16 protein-coding genes are annotated in these 16,983 nt (G+C 41.9%); 3 read left to right on the top strand and 13 right to left on the bottom strand.

What is annotated here, in order from left to right; genetic code table 11:
• Position 1: 1 nt before the first annotated feature.
• The 8 genes from acpS to glgC form a co-directional block, all read right to left on the bottom strand.
• The gene (gene acpS / locus CYL31_RS06090) at positions 2-385 is read right to left on the bottom strand and encodes a holo-ACP synthase (RefSeq protein ID WP_212918052.1); all 384 of its coding nucleotides are present in this window, start codon (positions 383-385) and stop codon (positions 2-4) included.
• Positions 386-413: 28 nt separating this feature from the next.
• The gene (recO, locus tag CYL31_RS06085) at positions 414-1,151 is read right to left on the bottom strand and encodes a DNA repair protein RecO (protein ID WP_212918051.1); all 738 of its coding nucleotides are present in this window, start codon (positions 1,149-1,151) and stop codon (positions 414-416) included.
• Positions 1,152-1,156: 5 nt separating this feature from the next.
• Positions 1,157-2,059 (bottom strand): GTPase Era, encoded by a 903-nt coding sequence (era, locus tag CYL31_RS06080; protein WP_169459435.1) that lies wholly within the window; start codon positions 2,057-2,059, stop codon positions 1,157-1,159.
• On the bottom strand, positions 2,052-2,735 hold the full coding sequence (gene rnc / locus CYL31_RS06075) for a ribonuclease III (protein ID WP_212918050.1): 684 nt from the start codon (positions 2,733-2,735) through the stop codon (positions 2,052-2,054). The genes era and rnc overlap by 8 nt, the downstream gene beginning before the upstream one ends.
• Positions 2,736-2,752: 17 nt before the next feature.
• Positions 2,753-3,577 carry a signal peptidase I gene (gene lepB, locus CYL31_RS06070; RefSeq protein ID WP_212918049.1) on the bottom strand — a complete coding sequence of 275 codons (825 nt, stop codon included), beginning with the start codon at positions 3,575-3,577 and terminating at the stop codon, positions 2,753-2,755.
• Between the two features lie 50 nt (positions 3,578-3,627).
• Entirely contained in the window at positions 3,628-5,433 is a 1,806-nt protein-coding gene (gene lepA / locus CYL31_RS06065) for a translation elongation factor 4 (protein WP_212918048.1), read from the bottom strand.
• Between the two features lie 245 nt (positions 5,434-5,678).
• The gene (locus CYL31_RS06060) at positions 5,679-6,311 is read right to left on the bottom strand and encodes a riboflavin synthase subunit alpha (RefSeq protein WP_212918047.1); all 633 of its coding nucleotides are present in this window, start codon (positions 6,309-6,311) and stop codon (positions 5,679-5,681) included.
• Positions 6,312-6,680: 369 nt separating this feature from the next.
• Positions 6,681-7,934 (bottom strand): glucose-1-phosphate adenylyltransferase, encoded by a 1,254-nt coding sequence (gene glgC / locus CYL31_RS06055; RefSeq protein ID WP_212918046.1) that lies wholly within the window; start codon positions 7,932-7,934, stop codon positions 6,681-6,683.
• Between the two features lie 93 nt (positions 7,935-8,027).
• Between glgC and glgA the strand changes: the two genes are divergently transcribed.
• Entirely contained in the window at positions 8,028-9,452 is a 1,425-nt protein-coding gene (gene glgA, locus CYL31_RS06050; RefSeq protein WP_212918045.1) for a glycogen synthase GlgA, read from the top strand.
• Positions 9,453-9,538: 86 nt separating this feature from the next.
• Here glgA and CYL31_RS06045 read toward each other — a convergent pair whose 3' ends face one another.
• Entirely contained in the window at positions 9,539-10,366 is an 828-nt protein-coding gene (locus CYL31_RS06045) for a substrate-binding periplasmic protein (protein WP_212918044.1), read from the bottom strand.
• A gap of 285 nt (positions 10,367-10,651) precedes the next feature.
• The gene (locus CYL31_RS06040) at positions 10,652-12,952 is read right to left on the bottom strand and encodes a transglycosylase domain-containing protein (RefSeq protein WP_212918043.1); all 2,301 of its coding nucleotides are present in this window, start codon (positions 12,950-12,952) and stop codon (positions 10,652-10,654) included.
• 288 nt (positions 12,953-13,240) lie between these two features.
• Between CYL31_RS06040 and CYL31_RS06035 the strand changes: the two genes are divergently transcribed.
• A complete protein-coding gene (locus CYL31_RS06035; protein WP_212918042.1) occupies positions 13,241-13,570 on the top strand; it encodes a Rieske (2Fe-2S) protein in 330 nt (109 codons plus the stop codon).
• A 6-nt stretch (positions 13,571-13,576) separates the two neighbouring features.
• Here the strand turns inward: CYL31_RS06035 and CYL31_RS06030 are convergent, their stop codons facing one another.
• Entirely contained in the window at positions 13,577-14,215 is a 639-nt protein-coding gene (locus tag CYL31_RS06030; protein WP_212918041.1) for an HD domain-containing protein, read from the bottom strand.
• Positions 14,216-14,343: 128 nt separating this feature from the next.
• Positions 14,344-14,958 (bottom strand): OmpW family outer membrane protein, encoded by a 615-nt coding sequence (locus tag CYL31_RS06025; protein ID WP_212918040.1) that lies wholly within the window; start codon positions 14,956-14,958, stop codon positions 14,344-14,346.
• 315 nt (positions 14,959-15,273) lie between these two features.
• On the opposite strand from CYL31_RS06025, the gene CYL31_RS06020 reads away from it, so the two are divergent.
• Positions 15,274-16,149: a carboxylate/amino acid/amine transporter gene (locus CYL31_RS06020; protein WP_212918039.1), complete on the top strand. Its 876-nt coding sequence runs from the start codon at positions 15,274-15,276 to the stop codon at positions 16,147-16,149.
• 75 nt (positions 16,150-16,224) lie between these two features.
• Here CYL31_RS06020 and CYL31_RS06015 read toward each other — a convergent pair whose 3' ends face one another.
• Complete coding sequence (locus CYL31_RS06015) at positions 16,225-16,944, bottom strand: YccT family protein (protein ID WP_212918038.1); 720 nt, start codon at positions 16,942-16,944, stop codon at positions 16,225-16,227.
• Positions 16,945-16,983 lie beyond the last annotated feature (39 nt).

Below are 16,983 nucleotides of genomic sequence, written 5' to 3'. Positions count from 1 at the left end.
ACTATTTAGACTCAAGAACGACAAAAGCCTGAGCGTAGGCTTTTTCATCGGTCAAACTTAGATGCCACGATACAGGAAAGTCGTAGCGAGCAATGATGCTGTCATCGACCACAAGTACTGGCTGGCCAGAAGGCAAGTTACTGACATTAAAATGTTGAAAACTAACACCAGAACCAATGCCAGTGCCCAACGCCTTAACTGCCGCTTCTTTTGCAGCAAAACGCTTCGCAACATAGGCATTCGCCTTATCTACATTGCTAATTTGCGACCAACGTTGTTTCTCATCGACGGTTAATATTCTATCAATGAATCGCTCCCCCAAACGCTCAATTGACTGAGCAATACGAGCTATTTCAACCAAGTCTGTTCCAACACCAATAATCAAACATTCACCTCTTTCATAGAATCAATCATCATAGAGCACGAAAAATAGGCACACCTAAATGTCGTTCTCCTTGAAAAGGTTGTTTTGGTAACAAACGCCTAGAGACAACTGGCTTGCCATTTAACAAACTATCCAACCAATTACGATGCAACTCTTTAGCAAGACTTAAAACCTGCTTATCCATCCACTTGCCTGCATGGTAATTAAGCGCAACCTGACCTTCGACAAACAGCATAGGCATCTGTTTCGGTATTTCACCATAATAGGGCCGTAGACCAAACTTATAGTGAAATTGATAAAGCTGACGTGCCTCAAGCACCTCGCCACGCCCCGTTGATATCATATTAATGCCCACACCTAACTCGGAGAAGAGCCCGACCTCAAAACGCCTTAACAAAGGCGCAATCGGAGCACCTGAGTGCAAGCTTTCAATTAGCCACTTATACAATTCAAAAACATCAGGCAATGGAAGATTAATCGGTAAAAGCTTTTCGAGCAGCTCATGCACATAGAGCGCCGCATATAAAGGCAAGCCTTCCAAAGAAGACGCGGACTTTATCGACTCCAAACTTTTTACCGTTTTTAAATCACTACGGCCAGCGAACTCAATTTCGTAACATAAAAAAGGCCCAGGTATCACCCGAGCCTCTTTTTTTGGTAATCGCCATACTCCCCTAATCAAACCCTGCTCAAGAGTTAACATATCAAGCAGGATTTTACTGTCCTGAAAAGGGCGAGTATGAATCACATACGCAGAAACGCGCATCGGAACTATTCTTCCTGATAGCCTAAACTGGCTAGCGCACGCTCATCATCAGACCAACCAGACCGTATTTTGATCCAAAGATTTAGCATCACTTTATGCTGAAATAAATTCTCCATATCAATACGAGCTTCTTTACCGATAAGCTTAATTTTATCACCACGTTCACCGATAATAATGCGTTTTTGACCATTTCGCTCGACCAAAATTAACGCACTAATATGAATAGCAGATTCTTCGTAAACAAACTCCTCGATCTGTACAGCCACTTCATAAGGTACTTCTTGGCCAAGCTGACGAGTAATTTTCTCACGCACTATTTCCGCAGCCAAAAAACGTGAACTACGGTTAGTAATCTGATCTTCAGGATAAAACTGCGTACCTTCTGGAATATAACTTTCTACCAAGCGCTCCAAACGATCCAAGTTGTTATTACGCAACGCTGAAATAGGCACGATCTGAGCAAAATTCATTCGATCAGATAAATTAGCCAAACGCGGTAAAAGATCTTCTTTCTGATCCAATTGATCCACTTTGTTCACTACCAAGATAACTGGGCAGCGCGCATGCTTAACCTTCTGAAGAACAGACTCATCTTCCTCAGTCCATCGATCTGCATCAATAACAAACAACACCACATCCACATCTTTCAATGCCGCAGCGGCCGTTTTATTCATAATACGGTTAATGGCTTTTGTTTCACCTAGATGCAAACCAGGTGTATCAACATAAATAGCCTGAACGTGACCTTCGGTTTTTACACCGAGAATTTGGTCACGTGTTGTCTGTGGTTTACGTGAAGTAATAGATAACTTTTGACCCAAGATGTGATTAAGCAAAGTCGACTTACCCACATTTGGGCGGCCAACAATGGCAATATAACCACAGTGCGTAACTTCAACTTCAGACATCTTTCTTTTCCAATTTTTTCAATGCTTTCGCAGCGGCATTTTGCTCTGCGATTCGGCGGCTATTACCCTTACCTTCAATGAACTCTTCACAAAGTTCAATATGACAATGAACATGAAAAGTCTGGTCATGAGGGTCACCTACAATATTAACCACATCATATTGAGGCAGCGCATGCTTACGGGCTTGCAAATATTCTTGTAGTCGAGTTTTAGCGTCTTTAGTAACAATTTTTAGTGATGTCGCATCCAAACGCTCTTTGTACCATTCTAAGATATGCTGGCGGCAAACATCCATACCGGCATCTAGATACATAGCGCCAATAATCCCTTCTACGGTATCTGCTAAAATTGAGTCGCGTCTAAAACCACCACTCTTCAACTCCCCAGCACCTAGTTTAAGATAGTCGCCTAACTCAAACTCCCTTGCTAGTTCTGCCAAGGTATCGCCTTTAACTAACGAAGCACGCAAACGACTTAATTCGCCTTCTTTGGCTTTCGGGAAACGATGAAAAAGATCTTCCGCAATCACGTAGTTAAGAATCGAGTCACCCAAAAACTCAAGGCGCTCATTATTTTTCCCACCAAAACTACGGTGCGTTAGCGCCAGCTCAAGCAGTCCAAGGTCGGCAAAAAAGTACCCTATTCGCCGACTCAGCTTCTGATACAATGAACTCAAAATGTCTCCAAAAATACTTATTCAATCAAACCGTTATTTTTAAAGCTTGGGATACTGAAAAATTTATCCCAATGCAGCCAAACATAAAAGGCACGACCTTTCATATTTTCATCTGGGACAAAACCCCAAAATCGGCTGTCAGCGCTATTATCTCGATTATCGCCCATTACAAAGTAATGCCCTGCAGGTACAGTCCATTCGCCTTCATGTGGCGTAAATCGGTAACTATTATAAATATCGTGTTGCACACCACCCAAGTTTTCACTAAACAAGTCAACAGGCTCTTGGTCTGGGTTCAATGATACTGGCAACTTAGCTAAAAACTCTTTGCTCACTTGCTCGCCATTCACCGTCAGAACTTTATTGTGATAACTCACTTGATCACCAGGCAGTCCCACTAAGCGTTTAATGTAGTTTAGACTAGGATCGCGAGGATATTTAAAAACAACTACATCACCACGTTTAGGTTCTGTAGTAGGAATGATAGTCGTATTTAGAACTGGCAAGCGAAGACCATAGTCAAACTTATTCACCAGAATAAAATCGCCTATTTTTAATGTAGGTAACATAGAACCTGATGGAATCTGAAAAGGCTCAACAACAAAAGAACGAAGACCAAAAATAACCGCAATGATGATGAAGTATGACTTCACTTCCACAACAAACTTAGGTGTTTCAGCCAATCGCTGCTGAGCATCTTTACTTAAAGCGCTTCGTGTTTCTGTCGCCATATTTGCCAAAACGACCTTACGCTTTGGTAAATACACAATGCGGTCGTAAACCCAGAAGACACCTGTCACCAAAAACGCAATGGCCAGTATCAATTCGAAATCAAAACCCATACTTCATTTCTCCACCAAGGTGTGCATTAGCACACCTGTTGATTATCTGGCTAGCTATCCAATTGTAAAACCGCAAGGAAAGCAGATTGTGGCACTTCAACGTTACCAACCTGTTTCATGCGCTTTTTACCGTCTTTCTGTTTCTGTAACAATTTCTTCTTACGACTTACGTCACCACCATAACACTTAGCGATAACGTTTTTGCGCAATGCTTTGACTGTTGTACGAGAAATAATTTTCGCACCAACAGCCCCCTGAATAGCCACATCAAACATCTGACGAGGAATCAAGTCTTTCATTTTTTCGCACAATGCTCGGCCTTTAAACTGCACATTATCTTTGTGCATAATGAGCGCCAATGCATCTACACGTTCGCCGTTGATCAATATATCCAAACGACACAACGGTGCAGGGCTAAAGTGAGAAAAGCTGTAATCCAGAGAGGCAAAACCACGACTACAAGACTTCAGTTTATCGAAGAAATCCATTACCACTTCGTTCATTGGCAATTCGTAACGTAATTGTACTTGTCGACCAACGTATAGCATGTCCTTTTGAACACCGCGTTTTTCAACACATAAGGTAATGACGTTACCTAAATATTCCTGTGGCACCAATATATTGGCCTCCACAATAGGCTCACGCATTTCTTTAATTGTGCCTGGGTCGGGCATTTTTGAAGGACTGTCTACATTGATCACATCGCCGTTATTGAGCTCAACTTCAAACACCACTGTTGGTGCTGTAGAGATCAAATCAAGATCATATTCACGCTCTAAACGCTCTTGAATGATCTCCATATGCAGCATACCCAAAAAGCCGCAACGGAAACCAAAGCCTAACGCATCGGAGCTTTCTGGCTCAAAAAACAATGATGCGTCATTCAATGTCAGCTTATTCAAAGCAACACGAAAATCTTCATAATCATCAGAGCTCACTGGGAACAAACCCGCATAAACTTGTGGTTTAACTTTTTTAAAACCCGCTAACTGAGCAACATCAGGTGTCGAAGCATGAGTAATGGTGTCACCCACTGGAGCACCATGAATGTCTTTAATGCCCGCAACAACGAAACCCACTTCACCCGCTTTCAACACGCCTGTTTCTTTACGTTTTGGGGTGAAAATACCCGCCATATCAACAGGGTGCGTTTGCTTAGTCGACTTGATATAAATTTTGTCTTTTTTGCGCAAAGTACCTTGTTTAATACGAACAAGAGAGACAACACCTAAGTAATTATCAAACCATGAATCGATAATAAGAGCTTGAAGCGGTGCATCGACATCACCTTCTGGTGGTGGAATAGTCGCGACTAAACGCTCTAGAACATCATCAACACCCATGCCTGTTTTTGCTGAACAGGTCACGGCATTCATCGCATCGATACCAATAATCTCTTCAATCTCAGCACTAACACGTTCTGGTTCAGCCTGAGGCAAGTCGATTTTGTTCAATACCGGCATAACTTCGAGGCCTTGCTCGATTGCGGTATAACAGTTGGCAACAGATTGAGCTTCAACACCTTGCGCAGCATCAACCACCAGCAATGCACCTTCACAGGCTGCTAGAGAACGTGAAACTTCGTAAGAAAAATCCACGTGTCCAGGTGTATCGATAAAGTTCAATTGATAAACTTGACCGTCTTTTGCATGGTAATCAAGAGTTACGCTCTGCGCCTTGATGGTAATGCCTCGTTCACGCTCGATATCCATAGAATCGAGAACCTGAGCTGACATTTCACGCTCGCTCAAACCTTCACAAGTCTGAATGAAGCGGTCGGCTAACGTCGATTTTCCGTGGTCGATATGGGCAATTATAGAAAAATTGCGTATGTGCTTAAGATTATTGGAAGACACTATTTACTCACACTTTAAAAGCGATGTTTGAATGATTACCTGTTGATAAATACGCCACATATGCACATTTTTTAATCTAAATCGTGCATTAGTTAGCCAACATTATCACGCCAGCTCAATGAAAAACTTACCAACAAGTATTCAGGATAGAAATTGGCGAGCATTCTACCGAAAATCGAGCTAGGACTCCATTTATTTCAGAGATCAAACAAGATAGAGTCCCAATAATTCACATGAAACAGCCTTTACGGTAAGACAATCCCTCGCTCTTTTAGAATGCGCTCAACGGTATCTACTGTCGCCTGTGTATGAGCATCTATTTCAAGGTTCACTTTATCGCCAACCGACAAGCTACTAAACGTCGTTAGCCTAAGCGTTTCAGGAATCAAAGAAACTTCCAACCAATCATTACCAATATCACTTATCGTCAAACTAGCGCCATTCAAGCCAACATAACCTTTATTGAATAAATAACGTCTAGCGTCCACTTCTTTTTGACGATCCGTGGTAAAGCGAATATGCACACTTTCTTCAATTCTCTCGATACGCGATACGGTGACAGAGGTCATAATGTGGCCAGACATAACATGACCACCAATCTCATCGCCCATTTTTGCAGCACGCTCAAAATTAACCACATCTCCAGTCTGCAACAAACCAATGTTGGTTAATGCCAAAGTAGTATCAATAACATCAAATGTCAGCACATCATGGCCAATTTCCGCAACCGTAAGACAAACACCATTGATCGCAACACTGGCACCAAGTTGCTGACTCAACATCACACCAGCAGGAAACATAATTTCAAGACGCTTATTACGCCCAACTTGACTCGCGGTCTGGACCGTCGCTTTGCCCTGAACAATACCCGTAAACATAAAACATCCTCATTTTCAGGTGAAAATATAAACACATCTGCCAAATAACGTATGTTAAACCAAACACTGCAGAAGAAATGAACACCTATACCAAAAGCTGCATAGTGACTGCTTTTGCGTAAGTTATCAAAGGTTCACCAATAGGGTTATCCACAGGTTACGGGGATAACCGACACACAATCTAATAACGAAAATCTAAACCCTACTAATGCGCCCAATTTATCTTTTTTCAAGCATAAGAGAGAGATTAGTTTGATATAAGTTACCCAGTGGCAGCGAAAAACAACATAGCCACTTACTTCAGGCATAAAAAAACCGCTTAATAAAGCGGCTTTCCGTCACATAAAAAAACAACCAAACCACAATAAACTAGTCAGATAATGCTTCGATCATGCCTTGTGTCACCAAAGTAATGCCATCCGAATTGCGGTAAAAGCGCGCTGCATCAGCAACCGGATCTTCCCCGATGACCGTTCCTTCTGGAATACAGCAATCCGAATCCACAACTACTTTATTCAAGCGACAATGTCGACCAATATCGCAACGCGGCAATATGACAGACTTATTCACGTGAGAGTAAGAGTTCACTCGAACGTTATTAAACAAGATGGACTGCTCAACCGTTGAGCCAGATACAATACAACCCGCAGACACAACAGAATTCAGCGCAGTGCCAATTCGCTCTTCGTAATTGTAGTTAAATTTAGCAGCTGGACGCTGATATTGAGCAGTACGAATCGGCCACTCTTCATCGTATAAATCCAATTCAGGAACCAAACGAGTCAGGTCCATATTGGCTTCCCAATAGGCCGTCAACGTCCCTACATCACGCCAATAAGGCTCATCAGGATAGCTCTTGTTATCTATGACACTGTTCGCAAAATGATGCGCCTTAATTTTACTGCGACCAACAAATAAGGGGATCAAATCCTTACCGAAATCATGGCTCGATGCATCGTCACTCGCATCTGAACGCAAGTTATCAGACAAGAATTTAGTGTTAAAAATATAAATCCCCATGCTCGCAAGGGACACATCAGGCTTGCCGGGCATAGTTGGAGGGTTAGAGGGCTTTTCCTCAAACGCAATAATATTGTCGTCTTCATCCACATGCATGATGCCGAACTGATCCGCTTCTTTCAGCGGAACTTCTATGCAAGCAACAGTTACATCCGCTCCGCTTTCAATATGCTCTTGTAGCATAAGACTGTAATCTTGCTTGTAAACATGGTCACCAGCAAGAATCAAAATATACTCACTTTCCAAACCATCAATCATGCTCAAATTTTGATAAACCGCATCTGCCGTACCACGATACCAATCACCACCAGTCTGTTGCTGAGCAGGCCACAGCTCTATAAATTCGTTGAAGTCTGAACGTAGAAAATTCCAACCCCTTTGAACATGTTGATTTAGAGTGTGGGAGCGGTATTGGGTCAGTACAGCGATGCGACGCATGCCTGAGTTAATGCAGTTAGATAGTGGAAAATCAATAATTTTATACTTACCGGCAATAGGCACTGCAGGCTTTGAACGATTATCTGTTAATTGCTTTAATCTTGAACCACGTCCACCGGCTAGAATAATGGACAGAGTTTTCATACGCGCCGTATTTAAATCCATGTGATGCCCTTAAAATTTTTATCAACACACTCTATTCGAGGTTTCATTTAGGTATACTCTTATCATTATTCCAAATCAATAAGATGCCTAATAATGAAAATACTATTTGCTGCCTCCGAAATTTACCCTCTAATTAAAACCGGTGGATTAGCCGATGTTGCAGGCGCTCTACCCGTTGCTTTGAGAAAAAAAGGCCACGATGTCAAACTTATCATGCCTGCTTACCAAGGCATACTTGAAAAGGTAGCGCCAATTCAAAAGAGTATCAACCTAGGAAATCCATTTGGCGTCGGAGATTTGTTACTTCTTGAATCCCATATCCCCGAAAATGATACGCCAATTTGGTTACTACAATGCCAAGCACTCTATGAGCGAGAGGACGGTCCTTATGTCGATAAAGACGGCCTTGATTTCGCGGACAACCATCTGCGTTTTGCAGCGCTATCATGGGCTACAGCTACGTTAGCACTGCATGGAGACCTAATGGATTGGCAAGCAGATATACTGCACTTAAATGATTGGCAAACAGGCTTTGCCGCCGCTTATCTTGAAAGCTGGAAAACAGAGCACATACCTGTTGTCACAACCGTACATAATTTACGTTATAACGGTAGTTTTGACATGAATCAATTTTCAGCCATGCACTTATCGCCGGAATTACTCAGTATGCACGGCATGGAGTTTTACGGGCGCTTCTCTGGCCTTAAAGCTGGACTAGTCTATGCGAACGCAGTCACTACAGTCAGCCCAACCTATGCGCAAGAAATCCTCACCCCGGAATACGGCGACGGTTTAGATGGGACACTCAGAGCGATGCAAGACAAGTTAGTTGGCATTTTAAATGGTGTCGACTACGACCAATGGTCTCCAGAGAAAGACACTCTAATTCCACAAAATTACAGCACAGACACACTTATTGAAAAACAAGCAAATAAGCTCGCTTTATTGCAAGAAAATGGCTTATCAGAAGACTTAAACCAACCAGTGTTTGGTGTTGTTAGCCGACTCACTGAACAAAAGGGATTAGATCTTGTTTTACAAGTTATGCCAGCGTTATTGGAAAAAGGCGCTCGACTTGTCGTACTGGGTTCAGGTGACAAGCATTTAGAATCTGGGTATTTAGAACTTCAAAACAATTACCCAGATCAAGTTGCTGTGCGCATAGGATATTTTGAAGACTACTCACACCGACTTCAAGCAGGCATCGACGCGCTTCTCATTCCATCACGCTTTGAGCCTTGTGGCTTAACACAACTCTATGCGCTCAAATACGGAACATTACCCGTAGTAAGACAAACTGGTGGGCTAGCAGATACCGTGTTCGAAGAAGGTGAACGAGCAAATGGTTTTGTTTTCAAAGACGCTAATGCAGCGTCCTTACAGGCAGCAATGGAGCGCAGTATTGAATGCTTTCATGATAGGAATCGTTGGCAGGAAAAGCAGAAAAATGCGATGGGTTATGACTACAGCTGGGAGGCTGTTACGGACCAATGGATTAGCCTATATGAATCTTTGTAGCAGAAAAAATAATCAATAAAAAACAAGATAAAGGGAGACAGCGGCCGTATGGCTTTATCTTCCTTTCTCTTTTTATTGGTTAGCTACTATTGTAGAGCGATACCAGCTCGACTTCGGGCCTCCCATTCCTGAACACCATCGAGCACAGCTTGTTCAGTGACTCCCTCTTGTTTCATTTCCTGTAAAGCAATGGCAATCTTTTGCTTGATGGCCGCGATGTTGCAAGGGGATTTCTTAGACATAGTCAAATAAAGACCCTCGCTACTGATATAAGGCAGTACAGGAACAATAGTATCAGATAGTCCTAATATGGCGGCATAGGCCTGCGCTGGATTTTTTTCATACAACACATAATCAACGCGATCCGCAGCCAACATACGTAACGCTTGTGACAAGCTAGCTACCGCTAAAATATTAAGGTTACGTTGGGCATATTGATCAAAGTCTTGACCAAAACTGTTATTAATGACAGTCACTCCCCACTTTCCGACTAAGTCTTCTTTTCTACTAAATGGAAAACGCTTATCTTTACGCTGCCAAACTCCGCTTGCCGTATGCAACATCACTGGTGTGAAATAATCCATATAATCGGCTCGTTCATTGGTGTAAAAAGCACCAGCCATAAGATCAACGCGACCACTCTTTACTTCACCTTGAGCACGTGACCAAGGCCCCACATGAATCAACTTAATAGGAATATCAATACGGTGGCTTAATTCATCAATAATGATGCGATTCACACCATGAAGCTCTGTTGATGTAGAGGTTTCGCGCCACAAAAAAGGCGGATATTCGGAGTTACCAGACGCGGTAAGAAACTCACAAGAGGACGCTTCTTCTTGTGCGAGAGCAATATCGGTATTAAAAAAAGTCACCGCTAATAAACAGCAAACCATGTGTGTGTGCAGCCGCATATAGCGCCACTCCCTTACAAATAAAATTCAAACGATAAGCGAAGCTTTTTTCTTTTGCATATATAAGGTGGTGTTATTTCTAAGAAGCATTGTAACGTGCTTCTCATCTCGGCAACTTTTCCCAAGTCGCCTTAATATCCTACTTCCATAAAGGCACCAATAACCTTCAACAACAATTACTTAACTTTTAAAAATGAAAGCAATTTATTAATTTTCAACAAACTAAAAGGCTATATAAGAACAAAACAATTATCAATCTTCTTTTCTAATTTCATCTAGATGAATTTAGAAAGGCCAAAAACATGAAGTACTATCTTTTGGCTCAGTACCCAAAATAAAAGCTAACGGAGTCTTGTCTTTGCAACGGTCTGCAGCGATCTCAAACTTACTACCCAACACATTGTAACGAGCAGCTCCGTTAGGCAAAGTATCAGGCAAAGATCTTGGGTTTACATTTTTGGTAAAATCCACCCACACTTTCAATGCGCCAGTGCTACCAGTAATACTTAGCGGCACATTATTATCATCACCAAGCCATACCGTAGAGGAATAATCCCCCGTAATACCAACAAACCAGCTGTCTTTTTGCTGATTGGTTGTTCCTGTTTTCGCTGCGAAATTCAAATCAGGGAAAGCAGCCTGAGCAGCTCTGGCAGTACCAATTTTCGGCGTTTTCGTCATTCCATCCAGAGTTACAGCAAGTAAAGCATCAGTAAAAGGCACATCATTTTGCTGATTAAAGCGTTTCATTAGTTGATCTTTTTGATCCATGACCGCAAGCACGACGCCTAGTTCACTACTTTTTCCCTGAGAAGCAATCGGTTGATATAAGCGCGACACTTCGAACGGCGATAATTCTAATGCACCCAATGCCATTGCTGGATGCATTGTAAAGTGGCGCTTCACACCCAACTGTCGCAAAGTATCACCCACTCGATCAAAGCCGATTTGCTGAGCTAACGAAACAGTCGCTAGGTTATAGGATTTCGCCATGGCTTCATAAAGGTGTACGACGCCATGAGTTCTTCGATCATAGTTTTCTGGCTCCCAGATCTGACCACCTACATTAAATCGCAGCTTTTTATCTTCTATTTCAGTCCACCATGTATAACGTCCTGTTGCTAACGCCGATAAATAAAGTGGTGGTTTTACTAATGATCCAATTGGCCTGACCGCCCCTAGCGCTCGGTTAAAGCCGGTATAATTCTGTCCACTAGAGCCAACCACGGCACGTACTTGCCCCGTTAGTCGGTCGGTCACAACCATGGCACCTTGCAAACCATTTAGTCTAGGGTCGCGCTTTTCCAATGCAGCCACTTGACGCTGCATTGCTAAACTTGCCGCTCGTTGCGCTCGTATATCGACACCGGTATAAATGCGTAGGTTTTTCGTCGCTAACGTCGTTTCATCAAAATCTCGTGACAATTGCATGGCAACCAAATCCAAATAGTCACCAAACACAGAACGTTCTTTTTGCTTATCAGCAAGTCGAATCGGTTGCTTTATGAGGCTGTTATAATCTGCCTCAGACAATCGCCCCTGGTTCTTTAATATTGCTAATACGGTATTACGACGATCTTTTGCACGATTTGGAGAGCGCTCAGGATTATAAAGTGAAGGACCTTTAACCATACCAACGAGCAAAGCGAATTCATCGAGGTTCAACTCATTCAATGGACGACCAAAAAAATGCTGACTTGCTGCAGCAAAACCATGCAAAGCACTACTACCTAACTGCGCTAAATACACTTCGTTCATATAAGCCGTGAGAATGGCTTCTTTTGAGTAATGGTACTCAAGCAATAAGCTCATCACCACTTCGGTCAGCTTGCGCGTGTAAGTTCGCTCAGAAGTAAGGTACATGTTCTTCACAAGCTGCTGAGTTAACGTTGAGCCACCTTGGCGTCTTGAGCCATGAGTTAGGTTAACGAACGCTGCTCGCGCAATCCCCGTTGGGGAAATCCCCCAATGCTGATAGAAGTCACGATCCTCTACTGCAATCAAAATATCAATCAGGGGCTTAGGAATATCATCGTAGGTTAAAATCTGGCGGCTTTCGGTATTACCACCATAGAGGAAGCCAATACGTTGAGGCTCAATTCTTGCTTCGTTTATTTCATCACCGTTCAGAGCTTGGATAATCAAGCGACCATCTTGGAACGAAAAAATGCGTCTTTCACTTTCATGAAAACCAAGATGATCAACATAGGAACGCAAATGCGCACTGACTTTTGTTTGACTACGAGCCGCCCACCCTACGTTTTGACTGTTTCGGCCAAATCGATAGCCAGTTTCTTCCAATAAATTTTCTAAATCTTGTTTTTTCCAAGGTGCCCCACTCGATAAAATAATAGGTGCACTGTAAACCTCTGAAGGAACTTGCCACTTTTGCCCCTCAAAACGGCTAACAACTTGTCCGTTTAGCCACCATACCCAGCCGGCAAAAGGAATACTCCCAATCAAAGCAATAATTAACCCCCATTTAAAAAAGGCACGGAACATCCTCTTCAAAAAGGAAGATCTAGGTGTTTTTTTCTTTTGAGTCGGGGACTTACGTGAAGGTTTTGCTGGAGTTTTTTTAGTCATAGCGGGCAATTATAAGGAGCTTGCCATAAGCAAGCAACGATCTAAAATCAACTAACTCAATTCTTGCATATTGACTCATCACTCATAGCGCTTTAGAGTCTTTACTCACGGAAAGTTTATTTAACTGACGCTTTGCTGAACTTCATTCACTTAGTAGACAGTATAATTGAAAAGAAAACACCGCTAGAATGCGACATCTTTTGCTCTCACTCTAGTTCGCATGATTATGGAAAGCGTCAATTCTACTGAAATAAACAACATTCATTATAAAAAAAGTGCGGTAATCACGTGTTTAAGAAGTATCTTATCCCTAATGCGCAAAACCTTCCTGAAGGTAAAGCGTTAAACATAAAAGTAGAAAAAAACAACTTTTTAGTCACTAAGCAAAAAGGTCAAATTCTTGCTTATGAGAACTTATGTCCTCATCAAAAAAAGCAACTGAATTGGTCATCTGACCCAGCATTAGATGACGAAGGTGATTATTTAAAATGCCATCATCACGGTGCCCTTTTCTCTCCACTAGACGGCACCTGTATCGCCGGGCCCTGCCAAGGCAGTCACCTTAAAAAAGCGACCGTCGGAATAGAGCAAGGTAATTGTTACTTACTGTTTGCTTGAGCATATTTAAATTTCTAACGCTAAATAGTCTAAAAAAACACGCATAACCTCTTGACGCCTTCTTCCCTCTAACTGTGCAGAAGGCGTGTTCAAACTATCCGCAATACAAAATAGCTTAGTATAAAAATGATCAATAGAGTAAAGCGCATCATTAGGCTCACGCGTTTCACAAAACGGGTCGTTCCAAGAGTATAAAGGACGATTTAAGGCGCCACTCACTTGCATACAGCGCGCAATACCAACCGCTCCCAGCGCATCTAAACGATCAGCATCTTGGACGATTTTGGCTTCAAGAGTGTTTGGGGGAATATTGGCGCTAAAGCTGTGTGCACGAATGGCATGATGTATTGCATCGAAATACTCACTGGGATAATAAATCGACGTTAAGAACTCAATCGCTTTATCGCCAGCCAATGTTGAGGCTAAGTGCCGCTCTGGGTGATTTTTTGGCAAAGAGACGCAATCATGAAGCCAAGCAGCAGGAACCACAACAGCTAAGTCTGCGCTCTCTTCAAGAGCAAGTTTTTTTGCAACTTTTACCACGCGGGAAATATGGCTCAAATCATGAGCTGAGTCCGCATGCCCTTGAGCTTGCAAAAAAACACGGCAATGACGTTCAAGTTCGGGTGAAAATTCTAATGACATTGTTTTTCCATGAGAAATGAGGCATCTACATTAAAATGAAAAAGCCTACCTCAGTCTTATGAAATAGCACAATAAAAAAGGCTTTGATTAGAAAATCAAAGCCTTTTTTTTAACACTTAGATAAACCTTTAGAAGGTATAACCAACACTTGCCATAAAGGTAATTGGGTCAATGTCTGCATCAAAAGTACCAGCAACAGTATGTACATCAGTATTGATATCCATGTACCAAAGAGAAGCATTGGCAAACCAGTTTTCAGCAAAGTTCACGTCTACACCAACCTGAGCCGCTAAGCCCAAAGAATTATCAAGGTTTACGTCCGTTCCACCCAAAGTCGATCCTTTACCTTTTTCATCAAAGAAAATAGTGTAATTCAAGCCGGCTCCAATATAAGGACGGATTTGGCTGTTCGATTGACCAAAGTAATATTGCGCCATGATAGAAGGAGGCAAGTGAGATACTTCAGCTATTTCACCTAATCCTTTAGTCGATACTTTATGTGTAAACGGCGTCGCCGCTAGCACTTCTACACCAAATTGATCGGTCAGCATGTAAGTAAGCGTCACACCAACTTGAGTATCATTGTTAAGTTCTAATTCACCTGAGTCCGCAACATCATCACTACTCTCATTTGGCATCACTACCGCAAGACCACCACGAACAAAAATATCACCAGCATCATGCGCTAACACAACAGATGAGCAAAGCGCAGAAACAAGAGCAACAGGAAGTAAAGCTTTCATAATCGATTCCTTTTTTGATCAAATAAAATGTCTGTGACAAAAAAGGTAACAGGATAAAAAATTAAATTATTAATCTAGATCAAGGTTTTGCAGTAACTAGAAAGGTAATGTCGACAATACCGAAGACAGATCAACAAAACGCTGATTATCTGAATAAAATCATTTTCCCCCCAATCTTGCAGATAAAAAGATCCACCAACAAAAGGCACACTATCGACACATTAGTAAACTAATAAAAATAAAAAAGTAAACTGTTTTACCATTCATCTAGAAGTCGGTAAACTTTGCGAAAATTTTCATCTGGAATCAATCAATATGCCAATACTCATTGCGGTCACCCTACTATGGGCTTTTTCGTTTAGCTTGATTGGGGTATATCTTGCAGGTCAGGTCGATGCCTGGTTCTCTGTGTTAATGCGTGTCACACTTGCAACAGTGGTTTTCTTACCCTTCTTAAAACTTCGTCAGATTGAGGCGAAAATTGCCTTTAAATTAATGATCTGCGGTGCTTTACAGCTTGGTATTATGTATGGATTTTATTATCAATCCTTCTTGTATCTGTCCGTTCCTGAAGTCCTGCTTTTTACTGTAATGACACCTCTGTATGTCACACTCATTAATGACATGCTTGATCGCCGTCTTAATATTGGCTTTGCCATCAGTGCAATACTAGCGATTCTTGGTGCCGTAGCCATTCGCTATCAAGGAATAGATGAAGGCTTTATTAAGGGGCTATTAATCGTTCAAGGCGCTAATATTTGCTTTGCTTCTGGTCAGGTAGGCTATAAACGTATAATTGCAAAAGAACGTCCAGACCTACCTCAACGCACTGTCTTTGGTTGGTTCTTCCTTGGCGCATTAGCGGTTGTTATTCCATGTTACCTAGCACTAGGAAATCCAGATAAGCTGCCAACAACAACGCTGCAATGGTCTATTTTGACTTACCTAGGTGTGATTGCATCGGGCTTAGGTTACTTTGCTTGGAATAAAGGCGCGACCATGGTGAATATTGGTACATTGGCTGTGGCTAATAACCTGCTAATCCCTGCTGGCATATTAGTCAATGTGATTTTCTGGAACCGAGATGCAGATATTTTACGCTTAAGCATTGGCGGCGGCATTATATTATTAGCACTTTGGGTTAATGATAAATTCAACCAAAAGTTTGCTAAGACCCAAGCAACCGCTTAAGAAATATTTAATAGATCAAAAAAAAACGCTCAACTAATATTGAGCGTTTTTTTTGATCAGACAATTAGGTATATGCTATTCAACAAGCCAAGCCTGAAAGGCTTTTTTCGCTTCTCTGTCTGCTTTGTTGAACCAAAACTGAGACATTTCTAACTGAATATTTGACACCGTTGGTTTGTACATATCATCAGCAATCCAAATACGCATTTCTTTTCGCGTTGCTTCATCGGATCGGTTGTACCAAAACTGCATCATTTCTAATGCAACATCTTCCGTCAGTACAATCGGAGCAGCAGCAGGTCCATCACTTGGAGCAGGAGCATTCTTTGCTGTTAAACGCTCAATTTCTGTCACGTAATCGCGGGTATTTTGAAAACCAGATTTAGTCGTCAAAACTTGTTGTTGATAATTAATTTCTTTGCCACTCTTTTCATCAACAATCGTAAACTGAGGATCCTTAGCATTCGCCTCTGCTTGCTTTTGAGTCGATATGTAAGGCGCTTTTAAGGTGAAATGGGTATCTTTTTCAAACTGTAAATCCAGAACAACCGGCTCAGATTGAAACACTTGAGTATCACCGCCACTGCGAAACAAATTATTAAAACGTACAACAATTTGATGCTGACCTTCATCAATATCTACTTTAAAATCATTACCAAATTGCCTCGCCCCTTCAAGGTCAACATACATAATTTCAAAAGTTCTTGGTACTTCAAAAGTTGCCGCAGCAGCAGGCAAAGCCGCTAAACCACACCACAAAGCACCAAATGCCATTAAACGATTCTTTACCTTCATTAAATACTCCTTACAACACATAACAACATAGCGAATGAA

The sequence above is a fragment of the Marinomonas sp. A3A genome (assembly GCF_018336955.1).
In the GTDB taxonomy this organism is placed as follows: domain Bacteria; phylum Pseudomonadota; class Gammaproteobacteria; order Pseudomonadales; family Marinomonadaceae; genus Marinomonas; species Marinomonas lutimaris.
This window is presented reverse-complemented; position numbering and strand designations above follow the sequence as displayed.

Excerpts from the sequence above, each read along its gene's own strand:
- recO (WP_212918051.1), bottom strand. The coding sequence starts at position 1,151 with ATGCGCGTTTCTGCGTATGTGATTCATACTCGCCCTTTTCAGGACAGT.
- era (WP_169459435.1), bottom strand. The coding sequence starts at position 2,059 with ATGTCTGAAGTTGAAGTTACGCACTGTGGTTATATTGCCATTGTTGGC.
- lepB (WP_212918049.1), bottom strand. The coding sequence starts at position 3,577 with ATGGGTTTTGATTTCGAATTGATACTGGCCATTGCGTTTTTGGTGACA.
- CYL31_RS06060 (WP_212918047.1), bottom strand. The coding sequence starts at position 6,311 with ATGTTTACGGGTATTGTTCAGGGCAAAGCGACGGTCCAGACCGCGAGT.
- glgC (WP_212918046.1), bottom strand. The coding sequence starts at position 7,934 with ATGGATTTAAATACGGCGCGTATGAAAACTCTGTCCATTATTCTAGCC.
- glgA (WP_212918045.1), top strand. The coding sequence starts at position 8,028 with ATGAAAATACTATTTGCTGCCTCCGAAATTTACCCTCTAATTAAAACC.
- CYL31_RS06045 (WP_212918044.1), bottom strand. The coding sequence starts at position 10,366 with ATGCGGCTGCACACACACATGGTTTGCTGTTTATTAGCGGTGACTTTT.
- CYL31_RS06040 (WP_212918043.1), bottom strand. The coding sequence starts at position 12,952 with ATGACTAAAAAAACTCCAGCAAAACCTTCACGTAAGTCCCCGACTCAA.
- CYL31_RS06030 (WP_212918041.1), bottom strand. The coding sequence starts at position 14,215 with ATGTCATTAGAATTTTCACCCGAACTTGAACGTCATTGCCGTGTTTTT.
- CYL31_RS06025 (WP_212918040.1), bottom strand. The coding sequence starts at position 14,958 with ATGAAAGCTTTACTTCCTGTTGCTCTTGTTTCTGCGCTTTGCTCATCT.
- CYL31_RS06020 (WP_212918039.1), top strand. The coding sequence starts at position 15,274 with ATGCCAATACTCATTGCGGTCACCCTACTATGGGCTTTTTCGTTTAGC.
- CYL31_RS06015 (WP_212918038.1), bottom strand. The coding sequence starts at position 16,944 with ATGAAGGTAAAGAATCGTTTAATGGCATTTGGTGCTTTGTGGTGTGGT.